Below are 12,891 nucleotides of genomic sequence, written 5' to 3'. Positions count from 1 at the left end.
TTGGCGGCGAACTGCTTATCTTATGCTGCTGCGTCCGTTCCCGTCAGGCGCTGCTGACGAGAAGGGCGCCCGAGATGATGAGGAGGGTGCCGGCGACGAGCTTCATTGTGTCGAGCTCGGAGGCTTCGCCGAGAAAGACGGCGCCGATTGCCCGCGTCACCAGCACGTTGCAGCTCCAGATCGGCGCGAGTTTCGAGACGGGGACACCGTAAGTGAAAAGCGCAAAGCTGATGAGGCCGGTGCCGACGGCAAAGCAGGCGCCTGATGTGGCAGCAAAACCGAGACCTTCGGCGGTCCATGGGGCAGGGCGCCAGATCAGTGCTGCGATCAGGCCGGCGAGCGCGCAGGCAGCGCCAAAGGCGATCAGATAGACGGCGGAGCCGGTGGCTGATGTGGCGCTCTGCTTCTGGAAGATGGCGGTGATGCCCCAGAACAGGGCGGGCAGAACGCCGCCAATGACGATCGGCCAGACTGAATTCATTGCGAAACTCCTGTCGCACCCATGGATCAAGGCCTCGCCCAAGGCGAAGGCGGGTCGAACATGCGGTGCCACCCGACTAGGAGTTTCTTTTTGCTCTTTGTGGTCTTGTTGTTCTTGCGCCCAAGCTGCCAGATCCGGTTGCCGCCGTAAAGCGGCTGAGCCGCATTAGTCGCGCATGCGGAGTTCGTCGGTCTGCATCTGCAGCGAGCCCAGCGTTTCCAGGAAGCTCATGCCAAGCAGGCTCTGGTCGAGCCGGCCGTCTTCGGCGACACTGGCTGTGACATTGTTGCGGATGATCGGGCCGATCGCCACCTGGTCGAGGGTGACGGGTGCTGCACGGCCGCGGCCGTTGGCGGTCATGACGGTCATGGAATAGGTGAGGCGGGAGAGGTCGATGCCGATCCGTTCGGCATCTTCGCGCGACAGCGCCACCATGCTGGCGCCGGTATCGACGAGCATCTCGATCGTCTGGCCATTGACCGCGACATCGGCTTCGAAATGGCCGTTCAGTAGCTTGTGCAGAATGATCTCCTGGCCGCCCTCGCTTGTGGTGACGACGACGGCGTGGCCGGGAACGAGGCCGGCGAGCAGCCTGTTGCCGACGCCGAGCGCTTCCTGGCGATAGAGATAGACAGTCACGAGCGCCAAGATGATGACCAGCCAGATCATCATCTGGCGCATCGTTTCGCCGACGCTGCGCCGGCTCGCCCAGATGCCAGCCGACAGCATCAGCGCTATCGGCAGTAGATAGACGACGCGTCCGAAGTCATCGCTCTGCAGGCCGAGGATGCGGCCGCTGTCATTGTTGACGATCAGCACGGCAAGGCCGATGCCGATCACGACGAGGAAGACGGTCAAACGGATCATAAAGGCCGCTCCGGCCCGCGGGCGAGGCTTGGTTTCATGTGGTTCGACACACTGACGGCGCCTGCAAGCCTTGCCGGCAGCAGGGCCATGATCCGTCTTCGCTCGGTGTCGGAGTAGCTCATCCAGCTGCCGATTTCCTGAAGAGTCCGGCCGCATCCGGCGCAGAATCCGGTGGCTGAAACCAGGGAGCAGACGTGAACGCAGGGTGTTTGCATGGTGGATATATCGGAGTTTCAAAGAGCCGTGGCAAGGGCGCAAAGGGTAGCGATCTCGCAAATCTGCTGCGTTGCGCCCAGCGTGTCGCCAGTGTGGCCGGCAAGCTTGCGGCGGATGAAGGCGGTGAAGGCAAACCCTGCGATGCCGGTGGCGAGCAGGCTTGCGACCAGCGGCCGCAGGCCGAAGGCCGGCCAGATCAGAAGTGCTGCGACGAGGCCGGCTGAGGCGAGCGCAAACTGCATCGCCGCCTCGTCCGGCTGGCCGGTCGAGGCGGCCACGCCATCGGCCTTTGCCGGCGCCAACCGCTGCCAGTGCCAGGCGACGGCGCCGCGGCTCAGCGCCGCGACAGCGGGAATGGCAAGCGCGGCAGTGAGGGGCGCGGAATGGCGGGCGATGGCGGCAAGCGCGGCTGCGCGGATCGCGAAGGAGAGGATCAGCGCTATCGCGCCATAGGTGCCGATCCGGCTGTCCTTCATGATGAGGAGGCTGTGCTCGCGGCTCTTGCCGCCGCCGATGCCGTCGGCCGTATCGGCCAGGCCGTCCTCGTGCAGCGCGCCGGTGACGAAGACCTGGATGGAAAGCGCGATCAGGGCTGCCATCAGCGGATCGGCGCGCAGCCCCAAAAGCAGGAGGAGGGCGAGTGCAGGGATGAAGCCGATGACGATGCCGGCGAAGGGAAAGGCGCGCACCAGCGGGCCGAGCCTGCCGTCATAGCCTTTGAACAGCGATTGCGGCATGGGAATGCGGCTGAGGAAGGCGACGGCGCGGGCGGTATCGACCGCATAGTCATTGATCTTCATTCTGCTTCGTTCTGCCGGAGGTCATCTCGGCTTATGGTCGCGGCTGCGCTTTTGGAGTTGTTCGCCTCGTCCGCCCGCTTTAAGAGAGTTGCCATCCGCAAAGAAGCTGATTTGCGTGGAAAAAACAAGAAATACCCGGATTTATAGGAAAACCGCACAGATGAGCGTTTCAGGCCTGCCGTTCGACGATTTCCGTACCCTGCTTCGTGACCTGCCGGGGCCGGATGCCCGCGCGCTGGTGGCCGCGCGCGAACGTGACGCGCAGCTGACCAAGCCGCCGGGCGCGCTCGGACGGCTCGAGGAGATCGCCTTCTGGCTTGCCGCCTGGACCGGCCGCACACCTGCCGTCAACCGGCCGCTGGTGGCGATCTTTGCCGGCAATCACGGCGTCACCAAGCAGGGCATCACGCCCTTTCCACCAACGGTGACGCAACAGATGGTCGAGAACTTCGCAGCGGGTGGTGCTGCGATCAATCAGATCTGTGTCGCCTATGATCTCGGACTGAAAGTCTTCGATCTGGCGCTCGATTATCCTACCGGTGATATCACCGAGGAGGCAGCACTTTCCGAGCGCGATTGCGCCGCGACCATGGCCTTCGGCATGGAGGCGATCGCCGGCGGCACCGACCTGCTCTGCATCGGCGAGATGGGCATCGGCAATACGACGATTGCGGCGGCGATCAACTATGCGCTCTACGGCGGTTCGGCGCGTGACTGGGTGGGACCCGGCACCGGTTCGGAAGGTGAGATGCTCGAGCGCAAAATCGCGGCGGTGGAAAAGGCGGTGGCGCTGCATGGTGACCATCTCGACGATCCGCTCGAGATCATGCGCCGGCTCGGCGGCCGCGAGATCGCGGCAATGGCCGGCGCCATTCTTGCTGCTCGCATGGAGCGCATCCCGGTGCTGATCGACGGTTATGTCGCGACCGCGGCGGCAGCGATTCTGAAGGCCGCCAATCCGTCCGCGCTCGATCATTGCCTGATCGGCCATGTCTCCGGCGAGCCCGGACATCTTCGCGCAATCGAGATGCTCGGCAAGACGCCGCTTCTGGCGCTCGGCATGCGGCTTGGCGAAGGCACCGGTGCGGCGCTTGCCGCCGGCATCGTCAAGGCCGCCGCCGCCTGCCATTCCGGCATGGCGACCTTCGCCCAGGCGGGTGTGTCGAATAAGCATTAAGGCCGCGGCCGGCGCCGTCGATCCGCACGCGTTCGCTTGCGCCGCCCAAATGGATTCGGTATTTGCGTATTCGCTCATCGAAGGGGAGGCGGCAAAGCCTCTCCCGGTCTGTGATGCAACGGGAAGAGGAGAGGGCATCTTGACGAAGCCTGCGGTGACGAAAGAGACCGGACTTCGGCATTTCATCGCCGCCGCCAGCTACTCCTGGGCGGGCTTCCTGCGAGTGCTGAAAGAGGCAGCCTTCCGCCAGGAACTTGGCTTCTTCATCGTTTCGATCGCTGCGCTGGCGTTGGTGGGAGCCACTGCCGGCGAGATCGTCGTCGCGGTGCTTCTGTTTCTCGGGCTCTTTTCGATGGAGGCGATGAATACCGCCGTTGAAGAGGTGATCGACCGGATTTCGCCGGAGATTTCGATCGTCGGCAAACACGCCAAGGATCTCGGCTCCTTCGCGGTAACCTGCATGATTGCCGCCTGCTGCCTCTATCTCGGCTTCGTCCTCGGCAAACACCTGTTCTTTGGATCTGGATGATTTCACGCTGGATCGGCCGAAAATTTGAATCCGGATCCAAATCAAAAAATCCAACATGATGTCGCCCGAAAAACCGCTCACACTTCTCGGCATCATGCTTTAGCTGAATCAGGCAAAACTCTTGCGCTTGCGCAAGACGGCCTGAGCCTCCTCGACGGCCGGCAGGCTCTGGAGCACGCGCTTGGCAGGCAGGATGGCGATGACCTCGGTGCCCTCGCGCAGCTTCGATTTCAGCAGGAACTGCCCATCATGCTTGGCAAGGATCGCCTGGACGATCGGCAGGCCGAGGCCGGTACCCTGTTCGGCGCTCTTGATGGCGATCGAGCCCTGGCCAAAGGCCGACAGAACGACGGGAATCTCTTCTTCCGGAATGCCGGGGCCGTTGTCCTTGATCGAGATGTACTGTCCGCCACCAGCTGTCCAGCCGACCTTGACGTGGATCTCGCCGCCCTGCGGCGTGAACTTGACGGCATTGGAGAGAAGGTTGAGCACCACCTGGCGCATCGACTTCTCGTCGGCCCAGATGGCCGGCAGCTGCCGCTCGAACTGGTCCGAAATGGCAATGTTCTTGGCGCGGGCGCGCAACTGGACCATGCCGATGCAATCTTCGGTGATATCGAGCAGCGAAATCGCCTCCTCGCTCAGCTCGTATTTGCCGGCCTCGATGCGTGACAGGTCGAGGATCTCGTTGATGAGATCGAGCAGATGCTGGCCGGAGCGGTGGATATCGCCGGCGTATTCCTTGTAGGTCGGATTGGCGAGCGGCCCCATGACTTCGGCCGACATCACCTCAGAAAAGCCGAGGATGGCGTTGAGCGGGGTTCTGAGCTCATGCGACATGGAGGCAAGGAAGCGGGACTTGGCGAGGTTTGCCTCTTCGGCGCGGCGGCGAGCTTCGTCCGACATCGATTTCGCCACTTCCAACTCGGCGATCAGGTCGTCCTTCTCCGACTGGTATGAGAGAATTCTGAGGTTCGACTTGAAGAGCCGGTCGCTGATATAATTGAAGAAGACCAGGGTGGTGGTGAAGGCCCCAGTCAGGCTGATTTCGAGGAGGTCCCGCGACAGGCCGCTCTTGGCGGCGAGCGCCAGGACCGCGGGCGAGAAGGCGGCGAGCACGGCGGGCGTCAGCATGAAGTTCGACATCGCCGTGACGGAGAGCGCGATCAGCAGCGTCGCGCCCTTATAGAGAATGAAGCTCGACGGCTCGCAGGTGTCGCAGCCTTGCAGCGCGAAGACGGCCCAACAGCAGCCGAGCAGGAACTGGCCGAGCAGCAGCAGGCGGCGCCATTTGCGGGCGCTCTCGGAGGTGATTTCCTGCCGGCGCGCGCGCCGCGCCAGCAGGATATTGCCGGTGTGACAGGTGAGTGTCAGCAGCGCCCAGAAGAGCAATTGCGTATTCTGGGTGAAATAAACGCCAAGCGCGGTGATGATGACGACGAAGAGCGGCATGATCGTCGCGCCCTGCAGCACCGATGCCACATACATGTTGAGCACGTCACGATCGAAGGAGGAATTTGACGCATGACCGGACTGAAGACGTTCGCGCGTCTGCCGCACGGCCTTGGAAACGGCCTTATTGCGGTGGCTACGCGACCTGTCGACGATGATCTTGTCGGTCGATGTGCTTACGCCGGTACTCATGTGCACGTTGAAACTTCATCCCAGGGTGGATAAGAGCTTAATCGACAATTCTTAAGAAGATGTTTGCCATCTTTGCCAAGGATTTGTTTTTTAAGGAGGCGAAAGCGTGACACGGGGCCTGCGCCTGATTCGCGACGGCGTGACCGCTTTTGCCCTGCTGGCGCTCGTGGCGCTGATCGCCGCCAAGCTCAATGATGCGGCAAAAATCGAGCATATGGGTGCTTTCCATGCCGCCGACGGCGACAGTCTGACATTGGGAGCCGAACGTTTGCGCCTCGAAGGCATCGATGCGCCGGAGCTCAACCAGAGCTGCGAGCGGGAAGGGAAGGCCTGGGCCTGTGGCCGCGCGGCGCGCGAGGCGCTGCAGGGCATGGTGCTGGCATCTGGAACGCTTTGTCAGGGCAGCCGGCACGACCGCTACGACAGGCTGCTCGTCATCTGCCGGAGCGGGGCGGGCGGCGACATCAATGCCGCCATGGTGCGCCAGGGTATGGCCATCTCCTATGGCGGTTATGCCAAGGAGGAGGCCGACGCGAAGGCTCAAAAGGCGGGCCTCTGGGCCGGGACTTTCGAGCGGCCACGCGATGTGCGCGACCATGCGCGCCAGAGTTCCGGTTTCGACGGCGCCCTGCACCTCATCGGGCGGATCGTCGGATGGGAGTAAAGTCATGACCGACGAAGCCATGCTGGAGACGCTGCGGCGGGAGATCGCCTCCTGCCGCATCTGTCGAGACGCGCCGGCAAAAGGCATCGCGCACCGGCTGCCGCACGAGCCGCGCCCGGTGGCCGTGATCTCGTCGAGCGCACGCATCCTGATCGCCGGGCAGGCGCCCGGGCTTCGGGTGCATGAGAGCGGGCTGCCGTTCGACGATGCCTCAGGCGACCGGCTGCGGTCATGGCTTGGCGTTGACAGGGCAAGCTTCTATGACCGCGACCGATTCGCTATTGTCCCGATGGGCTTCTGCTTTCCTGGCTACGACGGCAAGGGCGCGGATCTGCCGCCGCGGCGCGAATGCGCGCCCCTCTGGCGGCAAAGGGTGATCTCGGCCATGCCACAGATCGAACTGGTACTGGTCATCGGCCAATATGCGCAGGCTTGGCATATGGCCGGTGAAAGGCGGGACAATATGACCGAGACGGTGCGGGCATGGCGTGACTGTCTTCTGTCCAACCGATCGCCGGCGGTGCTGCCGCTGCCGCATCCGAGCTGGCGCAATAGCGGCTGGCTGAAGCGCAATCCCTGGTTCGAGAAAGAATTGCTCCCGGTCTTGCAGGAACGGACGAAAATGCTGCTTTCCTGAAACAAAATTCTTTTAGTTGCGCGGAATCGAGTTATACAAAGAAAATAATTCGAAAGGACTGTTGTGCGCATGGACCGCCTCGACCGAAAAATACTGCGTCTTCTGCAAGAAGATTCGACGCTTGCCGTTGCCGATCTCGCCAAGAAAGTGGGGCTTTCGACGACGCCGTGCTGGCGGCGCATCCAGAAGATGGAAGAAGACGGCGTCATCAAGCGCCGAGTCGCCATCCTCGATCCGGAGAAGGTCAACACCAAGGTCACCGTCTTCGTGTCGATTCGCACTGCCACTCATTCGATCGAATGGCTGCGCCGCTTTTCCGAGGTGGTCGCCGAATTCCCCGAAGTGGTCGAATTCTACCGGATGAGCGGTGATGTCGATTATCTCCTGCGAGTCGTCGTGCCCGATATTGCCGCCTATGACGCCTTTTATAAGCGGATGATCGCCAAGATCGAGATTCGCGACGTTTCCTCCGCCTTTGCGATGGAGCAGATCAAGTATTCGACGCAGTTGCCGCTCGACTACATGATTCTCGATAATGCCAAATCAAACGAGGATTGAGGTCAAGCGTGCGGCCGTGACCGCACGCGATAATGCAAAATCCAATGAGGACTGAGACCGGGCGTGAGTCTGCGACCTCAGATATGCCCTTAGAGGCGGCGTGTGCACTCCGGCTGCACGTGGGATTGCCGGTTCGGCAAAGGCCGGGTTTAAGTATGTGCGATCTGCTATTGCAAAAAAAAGCCTCAAAAATAGCGAAAAAACGCTCAAATCGACCGAATTTCCTGGAAAAGTGAATAGCCTGGTAAGGATTCCCGGGTTATGTTTGATGAAACCAGTGGGCGATATGTCATAATTTTGTCTCATTGGTATCGAATTCAGGACACTATGTTCTAAACCGCCACCTTGTTTGTGCTCATTAGCCGGCGGTAGAATTTATGCGCTTCACCAGTATGTTCGACGGGGGTCGGACGGTGGAGAATTTGACAAAGGGGTTTAGGGTTTGCGGCTTGCGATGGAAGATTTCCGTCGCGGAGCCGTTTGGCATGTCTTTCGTATAAATATTTGAAATTGTTGTATAAAAATCACGTTGTCGGGGAAACTTGCCCGTGAGAACCCATCTGGCGTGTATCGAGAATTGCTTGATAGGGCCTTGTATGTGATGACGGTTTGGCGGTTCGATCGATCCGCACGCCGAGATGGCTGTTCAAACTGGGCCGGCTTCAAATCGACTACCCGATCTGAAGCCAGCCCCGATCGACAAAGGAATGGATTGGTAAATGAACATCAGAATGGTTTTGCTTGCATCAGCAGCAGCATTTGCTGCATCGACGCCGGTTCTTGCAGCTGACGCTATTGTTGCTGCTGAGCCGGAACCGGTTGAATATGTTCGCGTCTGCGACGCTTACGGCACCGGCTACTTCTACATCCCGGGCACCGAAACCTGCCTCAAGATCGAAGGCTACATCCGTTTCCAGGTTAACGTTGGCGAAGACGTCGGCGGCGATTCGGACTGGGATGCCGTCACCCGCGGTCAGGTTCAGTTCACGGCCAAGAGCGACACCGAATATGGTCCGCTGACCGGCGTCATCGTCATGCAGTTCAATGCTGACAACGCCACGGCTCAGGACGCCATTCTCGATTCCGCTTACCTCGACATCGCGGGCTTCCGCGCTGGTCTGTTCTACAGCTGGTGGGACGATGGTCTCTCTGGCGAAACCGACGACATCGGCTCGGTCGTAACGCTGCACAACTCCATCCGCTATCAGTATGAAAGCGGCACCTTCTACGCTGGTATCAGCGTCGATGAACTGGAAGACGGCGTTTATCAGGGTGACGTGGATCCCGTCACCGGCCTCCTTGTTCCGAACGATGGTCCGAACAATGTCGGCGTTGCCTTCGGCATCGGCGGCACTGCCGGCGCGTTCAGCTACCAGGTCACTGGCGGCTGGGACGTCGACAACGAAGACGGCGCTGTCCGTGCAATGGGTACGGTTGACATCGGTCCCGGTACGCTCGGCCTCGCTGCTGTGTACTCTTCCGGCCCGAACTCCTACTACTCGACGGCTGAATGGGCAGTTGCTGCCGAATACGCCATCAAGGCAACCGACAAGCTGAAAATCACCCCGGGTGTTCAGTACTACGGCAACTACATCGGCGGTGCCAGCGCGTTTGACACCGTTCCTAGCGATTACGACGGTGCCGGTGATGCATGGAAGGTCGGTCTGACCGTTGATTACCAGATCGTCGACAACTTCTACGCCAAGGCTTCGGTTCAGTACCTCGATCCGGATGATGGCGACGACTCCACGACGGGCTACTTCCGTCTGCAGCGTTCGTTCTAATCCACTTGGTGGATATGCTCCCGGTCTTCGGACCGGGAGCACTTAAATCAGTTTCTGATCCGAGTGACCTCCGATCAGCTACGGGGACGGGTCCGGTCTTCCCTGCCGGACCGTCCTTGCAGCGTTTTTGACGCACAGTCTTCAAGGCAGTCTTTCAGGATCGTCTTTTCAGGTGAGCCGAACAGGTACGTTGCGTATCGCACGTCGGCATCTGCCCGCCTCGTTTCTTGAGGCACCCCGTTTTCAATCTTTCAAACGAGCTGGATCCACCGATAGATTTATCGCGCGGACGGCTGTTGGTCTGTCTTCCTATGCGGTGTTGGCTGGCTTTGTCGCAACAGGTCGCGAAAAGAAAATCCAATGCCGACAATGTGATCACCGCTTTTTGGGAGAGAGGATACAACCCTTGCTGGGGGCCGGCATTCATTCCTACTCGCGGATAGCTTGTTCTTATGGACGATCTCAACGACTACTATTATTTCGCCGCTGTCGTCTCCAGCGGCGGTTTCGCTTCTGCAAGTCGCGATCTCAAAATACCACGTTCGAAACTCAGCAGGCGGGTCAGCCGGCTTGAGGAAGGGCTTGGTGCAAGGCTCATAGAGCGCTCGACCCGTCACTTCCGGGTGACTGAGATCGGCCAAGCTTTCTACGAAAGATGCCAGACCATCCTGCAGGAAGCCGATCGCGCCAAGTCGATCGTCAGCGAGGCTCAGTCCGACCCGCAAGGTGTGGTGCGCATGGGCTGCCCGCTTGGCCTCGTCGACATCTCGGTTGGGGGAATCCTGCCCGAATTCCTGGAACGTTATCCGAAGATCAAGCTGCAGATCATCGGCTCCGACCGGCGGGCCGACCTCATCAACGAACGAATCGACCTCGAAGTGAGAGCGACCAACGAGCCGGAGACGCAGACGAGTCTGACGATGCGCAAGCTCGACCGTATCAGGCGTATCCTGGTTGCAAGTCCGTCGCTCGTCGAGCGCACTGGCACCTTGCGTTACGTGGACGAACTCGCCGACCTGCCGACGCTGGCAATGACGTCATGGGTATCGTTCCATACCTGGGAACTGGTCGGTCCGAATGACGCCAAGCGGGTGATTCGGCATCAGCCACGGCTCACCTGCCGCAGCATGACCGCTATCCTCGACGCGGCCCGTGCCGGCCTCGGCTTCGGGCTTTTGCTCGAAAGTGCCTGCGAGGCCGATCTCCAGGCAGGCAAGCTGGTGCGGGTGCTGCCAGAATGGCAGTCGGAGGAGAGCCAGTTCTATATCGTCTTCACGACAGCCAAGGGCATGCCGCCGGCGGTGCGGGTCCTGATCGATTTCCTGGTCGAAAAATCAAAACAGCATTGACTTACAGCGCCACGCGAGCCGGCATTCGCCTTATATCAACCGTGCCAATAGCTTTTCGCCGGCCAACTCCCTGACGGCATCCTTGCCGATCCAGCGGGCAGTTTTGTCAGGGCTTTCCGCCAGGGCCTTTGCGAGCGTCAGTGCCGGCGCATGGCAGGTGAGATTGCGCTTACCGATGCTGCGCAGCGCCCAGTTGACCGCCTTGCGCACGAAGTTTCGCGGGTCGCCGGCATGGGCCTCGATCAGCGGCAACCAGGCAAGGATGGTCGCATCAGGTTCCTTTTTTAAGTGAACCGCGGCACCGGCAATCATGGCGAAGGCGGTGCGCCTGATAAATTCACGCTCGTCTGCGGCGAAGTCTGAGATGAGCTCGTCCAGCTGGGCTTCAACGAAGAGATCGGCGGCGCAATCGACGATCTCCCACGAGTTGAAATCATTGGCCCAACTTCGAGCCTCTTCCATGGTCAACCGCTTCGGCTCGGCGGTGTAGAGGGCGAGCAGGCGGGCTTCGCGGATATCGCTTCGCCAGAGCTGCATTGCCCTGGCGTGATCCTTCTTCGCCAGTCCGGCGACCGCCCTGATATCGGGATTGGAGATACCGAGGGCGCGATCGGTGACGATGCCAAAGCGCGCCATGCCGGCAACATTCTCCTCCGAGCGCAGCGTTTCGAGATGCGCGATCAATTCGGCCGCATCGGAGGAGGGGCCGATCATTTTTCGAGGCGGGCGAGCAGCGAGGATGTGTCCCAGCGATTGCCGCCCATTGCCTGCACGTCGCCATAGAACTGGTCGACGACGGCGGTGACCGGCAGCTTGGCGCCGTTGCGGCGGGCTTCGGTGAGCACGATGCCGAGATCCTTGCGCATCCAGTCGACCGCGAAGCCGAAATCATACTTGCCTGCGTTCATGGTCTTGTGGCGGTTTTCCATCTGCCAGGAGCCGGCTGCCCCCTTGGAGATCACCTCGACCACCTTTTCGATATCGAGGCCAGCACGCTTGCCGAAATGCAGCGCTTCGGCAAGTCCCTGGACGAGGCCGGCAATGCAGATCTGGTTGACCATCTTGGTCAACTGGCCCGAGCCTGCCGGTCCCATCAAACCAACCATGCGGGCATAGGCGTCGATGACAGGTCTGGCGCGTTCGAAGACGGCCTCGTCGCCGCCGCACATGACGGTCAGGACACCGTTTTCAGCGCCGGCCTGGCCGCCGGAGACAGGAGCGTCGATGAAATCGACACCTTTTTCCTTTGCCGCGGCATAAAGTTCGCGGGCGACTTCAGCGCTGGCGGTGGTGTTGTCGATCAGCACCGAACCTGGCTTCATGCCGTGCAGGGCGCCGTTCTCGCCCAATGTCACCGACCGGAGATCTTCGTCATTGCCGACGCAGACGAAGACGAAATCGGCACCGGCGGCGGCCTCGGCCGGGGTGGAGGCGGATTTGCCGGAGAATTTCTCGGCCCAGGCGGCGGCTTTTTCGGCGGTACGGTTGTAGACGGTAACATCGTGGCCGCCCTTCGTCTTCAGATGGCCCGCCATGGGGAAACCCATGACGCCGAGACCGATGAACGCGACTTTAGCCATATGTCCTATCCTTTTCCTCAAGTGCGGGTCCGAGGATTAACCGAAACGGCGGGAGCAGAAAAGCCCGTGAAGACGGACTTCCTTCGGATTGACGCATATGAGGCTGGCCACCATTCGGAGCAGCCCTAGATCGGGGAGAGGGCACAATGTTTCCGGAGGGTGACATGAGCGAAAATCCGACGATCAAGCCGCGGCGCAAAGGCCGCAGCGGAATGCAGGCTATGCTCATTCCATCGCTGCAGATGGTCGCAGAGCAGATTCGATCAGCACCGGAAGGTGTCCTTACCGATGTCGGCGTTCTCCGCCGTCGACTCGCTGACCAATATCGGGCGGATGCCTGTTGCCCGGTAACCGTGCAGCGGCATTTGCGCGCGATCGCCGAACTGTCCTTCGGCGCATTGGAGAAGGGTGAGCCGGTTTCGACGGTCACGCCCTATTGGCGCATCGTCGATCCCGCAAGCCTGCTTGCGAACCGTCTTGCCGGCGGCCCCACCTTTATCCGGGAGCGTCTGGCCGCCGAAGGTTGGGAAGGAAGCGGAATAGTAGCCGGCATAGCGGACGCGCGAAAAAAATCCGCTTAAGGGCGATTTCCGGGCCGCAAAATT

15 protein-coding genes are annotated in these 12,891 nt (G+C 60.7%); 8 read left to right on the top strand and 7 right to left on the bottom strand.

Annotated features, from left to right (window positions below; translation table 11 throughout):
• Window positions 1-43: 43 nt before the first annotated feature.
• The 4 genes from AB8B31_RS11770 to AB8B31_RS11755 form a co-directional block, all read right to left on the bottom strand.
• A complete protein-coding gene (locus tag AB8B31_RS11770) occupies window positions 44-481 on the bottom strand; it encodes an EamA family transporter (protein WP_028733067.1) in 438 nt (145 codons plus the stop codon).
• 165 nt (window positions 482-646) lie between these two features.
• Window positions 647-1,348, bottom strand: a complete 702-nt coding sequence (locus AB8B31_RS11765; protein ID WP_003560075.1) for a TIGR02281 family clan AA aspartic protease — start codon at window positions 1,346-1,348, stop codon at window positions 647-649.
• Window positions 1,345-1,563: a DUF1289 domain-containing protein gene (locus AB8B31_RS11760; RefSeq protein ID WP_018242352.1), complete on the bottom strand. Its 219-nt coding sequence runs from the start codon at window positions 1,561-1,563 to the stop codon at window positions 1,345-1,347. The genes AB8B31_RS11765 and AB8B31_RS11760 overlap by 4 nt, the downstream gene beginning before the upstream one ends.
• A gap of 18 nt (window positions 1,564-1,581) precedes the next feature.
• On the bottom strand, window positions 1,582-2,364 hold the full coding sequence (locus tag AB8B31_RS11755; protein WP_028733066.1) for an adenosylcobinamide-GDP ribazoletransferase: 783 nt from the start codon (window positions 2,362-2,364) through the stop codon (window positions 1,582-1,584).
• 160 nt (window positions 2,365-2,524) lie between these two features.
• On the opposite strand from AB8B31_RS11755, the gene cobT reads away from it, so the two are divergent.
• On the top strand, window positions 2,525-3,541 hold the full coding sequence (gene cobT, locus AB8B31_RS11750) for a nicotinate-nucleotide--dimethylbenzimidazole phosphoribosyltransferase (RefSeq protein ID WP_011652311.1): 1,017 nt from the start codon (window positions 2,525-2,527) through the stop codon (window positions 3,539-3,541).
• 139 nt (window positions 3,542-3,680) lie between these two features.
• Window positions 3,681-4,070 carry a diacylglycerol kinase gene (locus AB8B31_RS11745; protein ID WP_003560069.1) on the top strand — a complete coding sequence of 130 codons (390 nt, stop codon included), beginning with the start codon at window positions 3,681-3,683 and terminating at the stop codon, window positions 4,068-4,070.
• A 108-nt stretch (window positions 4,071-4,178) separates the two neighbouring features.
• Here the strand turns inward: AB8B31_RS11745 and AB8B31_RS11740 are convergent, their stop codons facing one another.
• Entirely contained in the window at window positions 4,179-5,714 is a 1,536-nt protein-coding gene (locus AB8B31_RS11740) for a sensor histidine kinase (protein ID WP_018447330.1), read from the bottom strand.
• A gap of 106 nt (window positions 5,715-5,820) precedes the next feature.
• Here AB8B31_RS11740 and AB8B31_RS11735 point away from each other — a divergent pair, with 106 nt between their 5' ends.
• The 5 genes from AB8B31_RS11735 to AB8B31_RS11715 all read left to right on the top strand — a co-directional run bounded on the left by AB8B31_RS11735 (window position 5,821) and on the right by AB8B31_RS11715 (window position 10,706).
• Complete coding sequence (locus AB8B31_RS11735; protein WP_028733065.1) at window positions 5,821-6,378, top strand: thermonuclease family protein; 558 nt, start codon at window positions 5,821-5,823, stop codon at window positions 6,376-6,378.
• Window positions 6,379-6,382: 4 nt separating this feature from the next.
• On the top strand, window positions 6,383-7,015 hold the full coding sequence (locus tag AB8B31_RS11730) for a uracil-DNA glycosylase family protein (protein WP_028733064.1): 633 nt from the start codon (window positions 6,383-6,385) through the stop codon (window positions 7,013-7,015).
• 69 nt (window positions 7,016-7,084) lie between these two features.
• Window positions 7,085-7,573: an Lrp/AsnC family transcriptional regulator gene (locus tag AB8B31_RS11725; protein ID WP_003540387.1), complete on the top strand. Its 489-nt coding sequence runs from the start codon at window positions 7,085-7,087 to the stop codon at window positions 7,571-7,573.
• Window positions 7,574-8,292: 719 nt separating this feature from the next.
• Window positions 8,293-9,357: a porin gene (locus tag AB8B31_RS11720; protein ID WP_018242347.1), complete on the top strand. Its 1,065-nt coding sequence runs from the start codon at window positions 8,293-8,295 to the stop codon at window positions 9,355-9,357.
• Window positions 9,358-9,809: 452 nt separating this feature from the next.
• Window positions 9,810-10,706: a LysR substrate-binding domain-containing protein gene (locus AB8B31_RS11715; protein WP_018446412.1), complete on the top strand. Its 897-nt coding sequence runs from the start codon at window positions 9,810-9,812 to the stop codon at window positions 10,704-10,706.
• A gap of 30 nt (window positions 10,707-10,736) precedes the next feature.
• On the opposite strand, the gene AB8B31_RS11710 is transcribed toward AB8B31_RS11715, so the two are convergent.
• Window positions 10,737-11,420, bottom strand: a complete 684-nt coding sequence (locus AB8B31_RS11710) for a DNA alkylation repair protein (RefSeq protein ID WP_028733062.1) — start codon at window positions 11,418-11,420, stop codon at window positions 10,737-10,739.
• Window positions 11,417-12,286 carry an NAD(P)-dependent oxidoreductase gene (locus tag AB8B31_RS11705; RefSeq protein WP_028733061.1) on the bottom strand — a complete coding sequence of 290 codons (870 nt, stop codon included), beginning with the start codon at window positions 12,284-12,286 and terminating at the stop codon, window positions 11,417-11,419. The genes AB8B31_RS11710 and AB8B31_RS11705 overlap by 4 nt, the downstream gene beginning before the upstream one ends.
• Window positions 12,287-12,450: 164 nt before the next feature.
• Between AB8B31_RS11705 and AB8B31_RS11700 the strand changes: the two genes are divergently transcribed.
• Window positions 12,451-12,867 (top strand): hypothetical protein, encoded by a 417-nt coding sequence (locus AB8B31_RS11700; protein ID WP_050578512.1) that lies wholly within the window; start codon window positions 12,451-12,453, stop codon window positions 12,865-12,867.
• Window positions 12,868-12,891 lie beyond the last annotated feature (24 nt).

Source organism: Rhizobium sp. 62_C5_N11_2 (assembly GCF_051811185.1).
Taxonomy (GTDB): domain Bacteria; phylum Pseudomonadota; class Alphaproteobacteria; order Rhizobiales; family Rhizobiaceae; genus Rhizobium; species Rhizobium leguminosarum.
This window is presented reverse-complemented; position numbering and strand designations above follow the sequence as displayed.

Excerpts from the sequence above, each read along its gene's own strand:
- AB8B31_RS11725 (WP_003540387.1), top strand. The coding sequence starts at position 7,085 with ATGGACCGCCTCGACCGAAAAATACTGCGTCTTCTGCAAGAAGATTCG.
- AB8B31_RS11770 (WP_028733067.1), bottom strand. The coding sequence starts at position 481 with ATGAATTCAGTCTGGCCGATCGTCATTGGCGGCGTTCTGCCCGCCCTG.
- AB8B31_RS11705 (WP_028733061.1), bottom strand. The coding sequence starts at position 12,286 with ATGGCTAAAGTCGCGTTCATCGGTCTCGGCGTCATGGGTTTCCCCATG.
- AB8B31_RS11710 (WP_028733062.1), bottom strand. The coding sequence starts at position 11,420 with ATGATCGGCCCCTCCTCCGATGCGGCCGAATTGATCGCGCATCTCGAA.
- AB8B31_RS11760 (WP_018242352.1), bottom strand. The coding sequence starts at position 1,563 with ATGCAAACACCCTGCGTTCACGTCTGCTCCCTGGTTTCAGCCACCGGA.
- AB8B31_RS11700 (WP_050578512.1), top strand. The coding sequence starts at position 12,451 with ATGAGCGAAAATCCGACGATCAAGCCGCGGCGCAAAGGCCGCAGCGGA.
- AB8B31_RS11730 (WP_028733064.1), top strand. The coding sequence starts at position 6,383 with ATGACCGACGAAGCCATGCTGGAGACGCTGCGGCGGGAGATCGCCTCC.
- AB8B31_RS11740 (WP_018447330.1), bottom strand. The coding sequence starts at position 5,714 with ATGAGTACCGGCGTAAGCACATCGACCGACAAGATCATCGTCGACAGG.
- AB8B31_RS11765 (WP_003560075.1), bottom strand. The coding sequence starts at position 1,348 with ATGATCCGTTTGACCGTCTTCCTCGTCGTGATCGGCATCGGCCTTGCC.
- cobT (WP_011652311.1), top strand. The coding sequence starts at position 2,525 with ATGAGCGTTTCAGGCCTGCCGTTCGACGATTTCCGTACCCTGCTTCGT.
- AB8B31_RS11715 (WP_018446412.1), top strand. The coding sequence starts at position 9,810 with ATGGACGATCTCAACGACTACTATTATTTCGCCGCTGTCGTCTCCAGC.
- AB8B31_RS11755 (WP_028733066.1), bottom strand. The coding sequence starts at position 2,364 with ATGAAGATCAATGACTATGCGGTCGATACCGCCCGCGCCGTCGCCTTC.
- AB8B31_RS11720 (WP_018242347.1), top strand. The coding sequence starts at position 8,293 with ATGAACATCAGAATGGTTTTGCTTGCATCAGCAGCAGCATTTGCTGCA.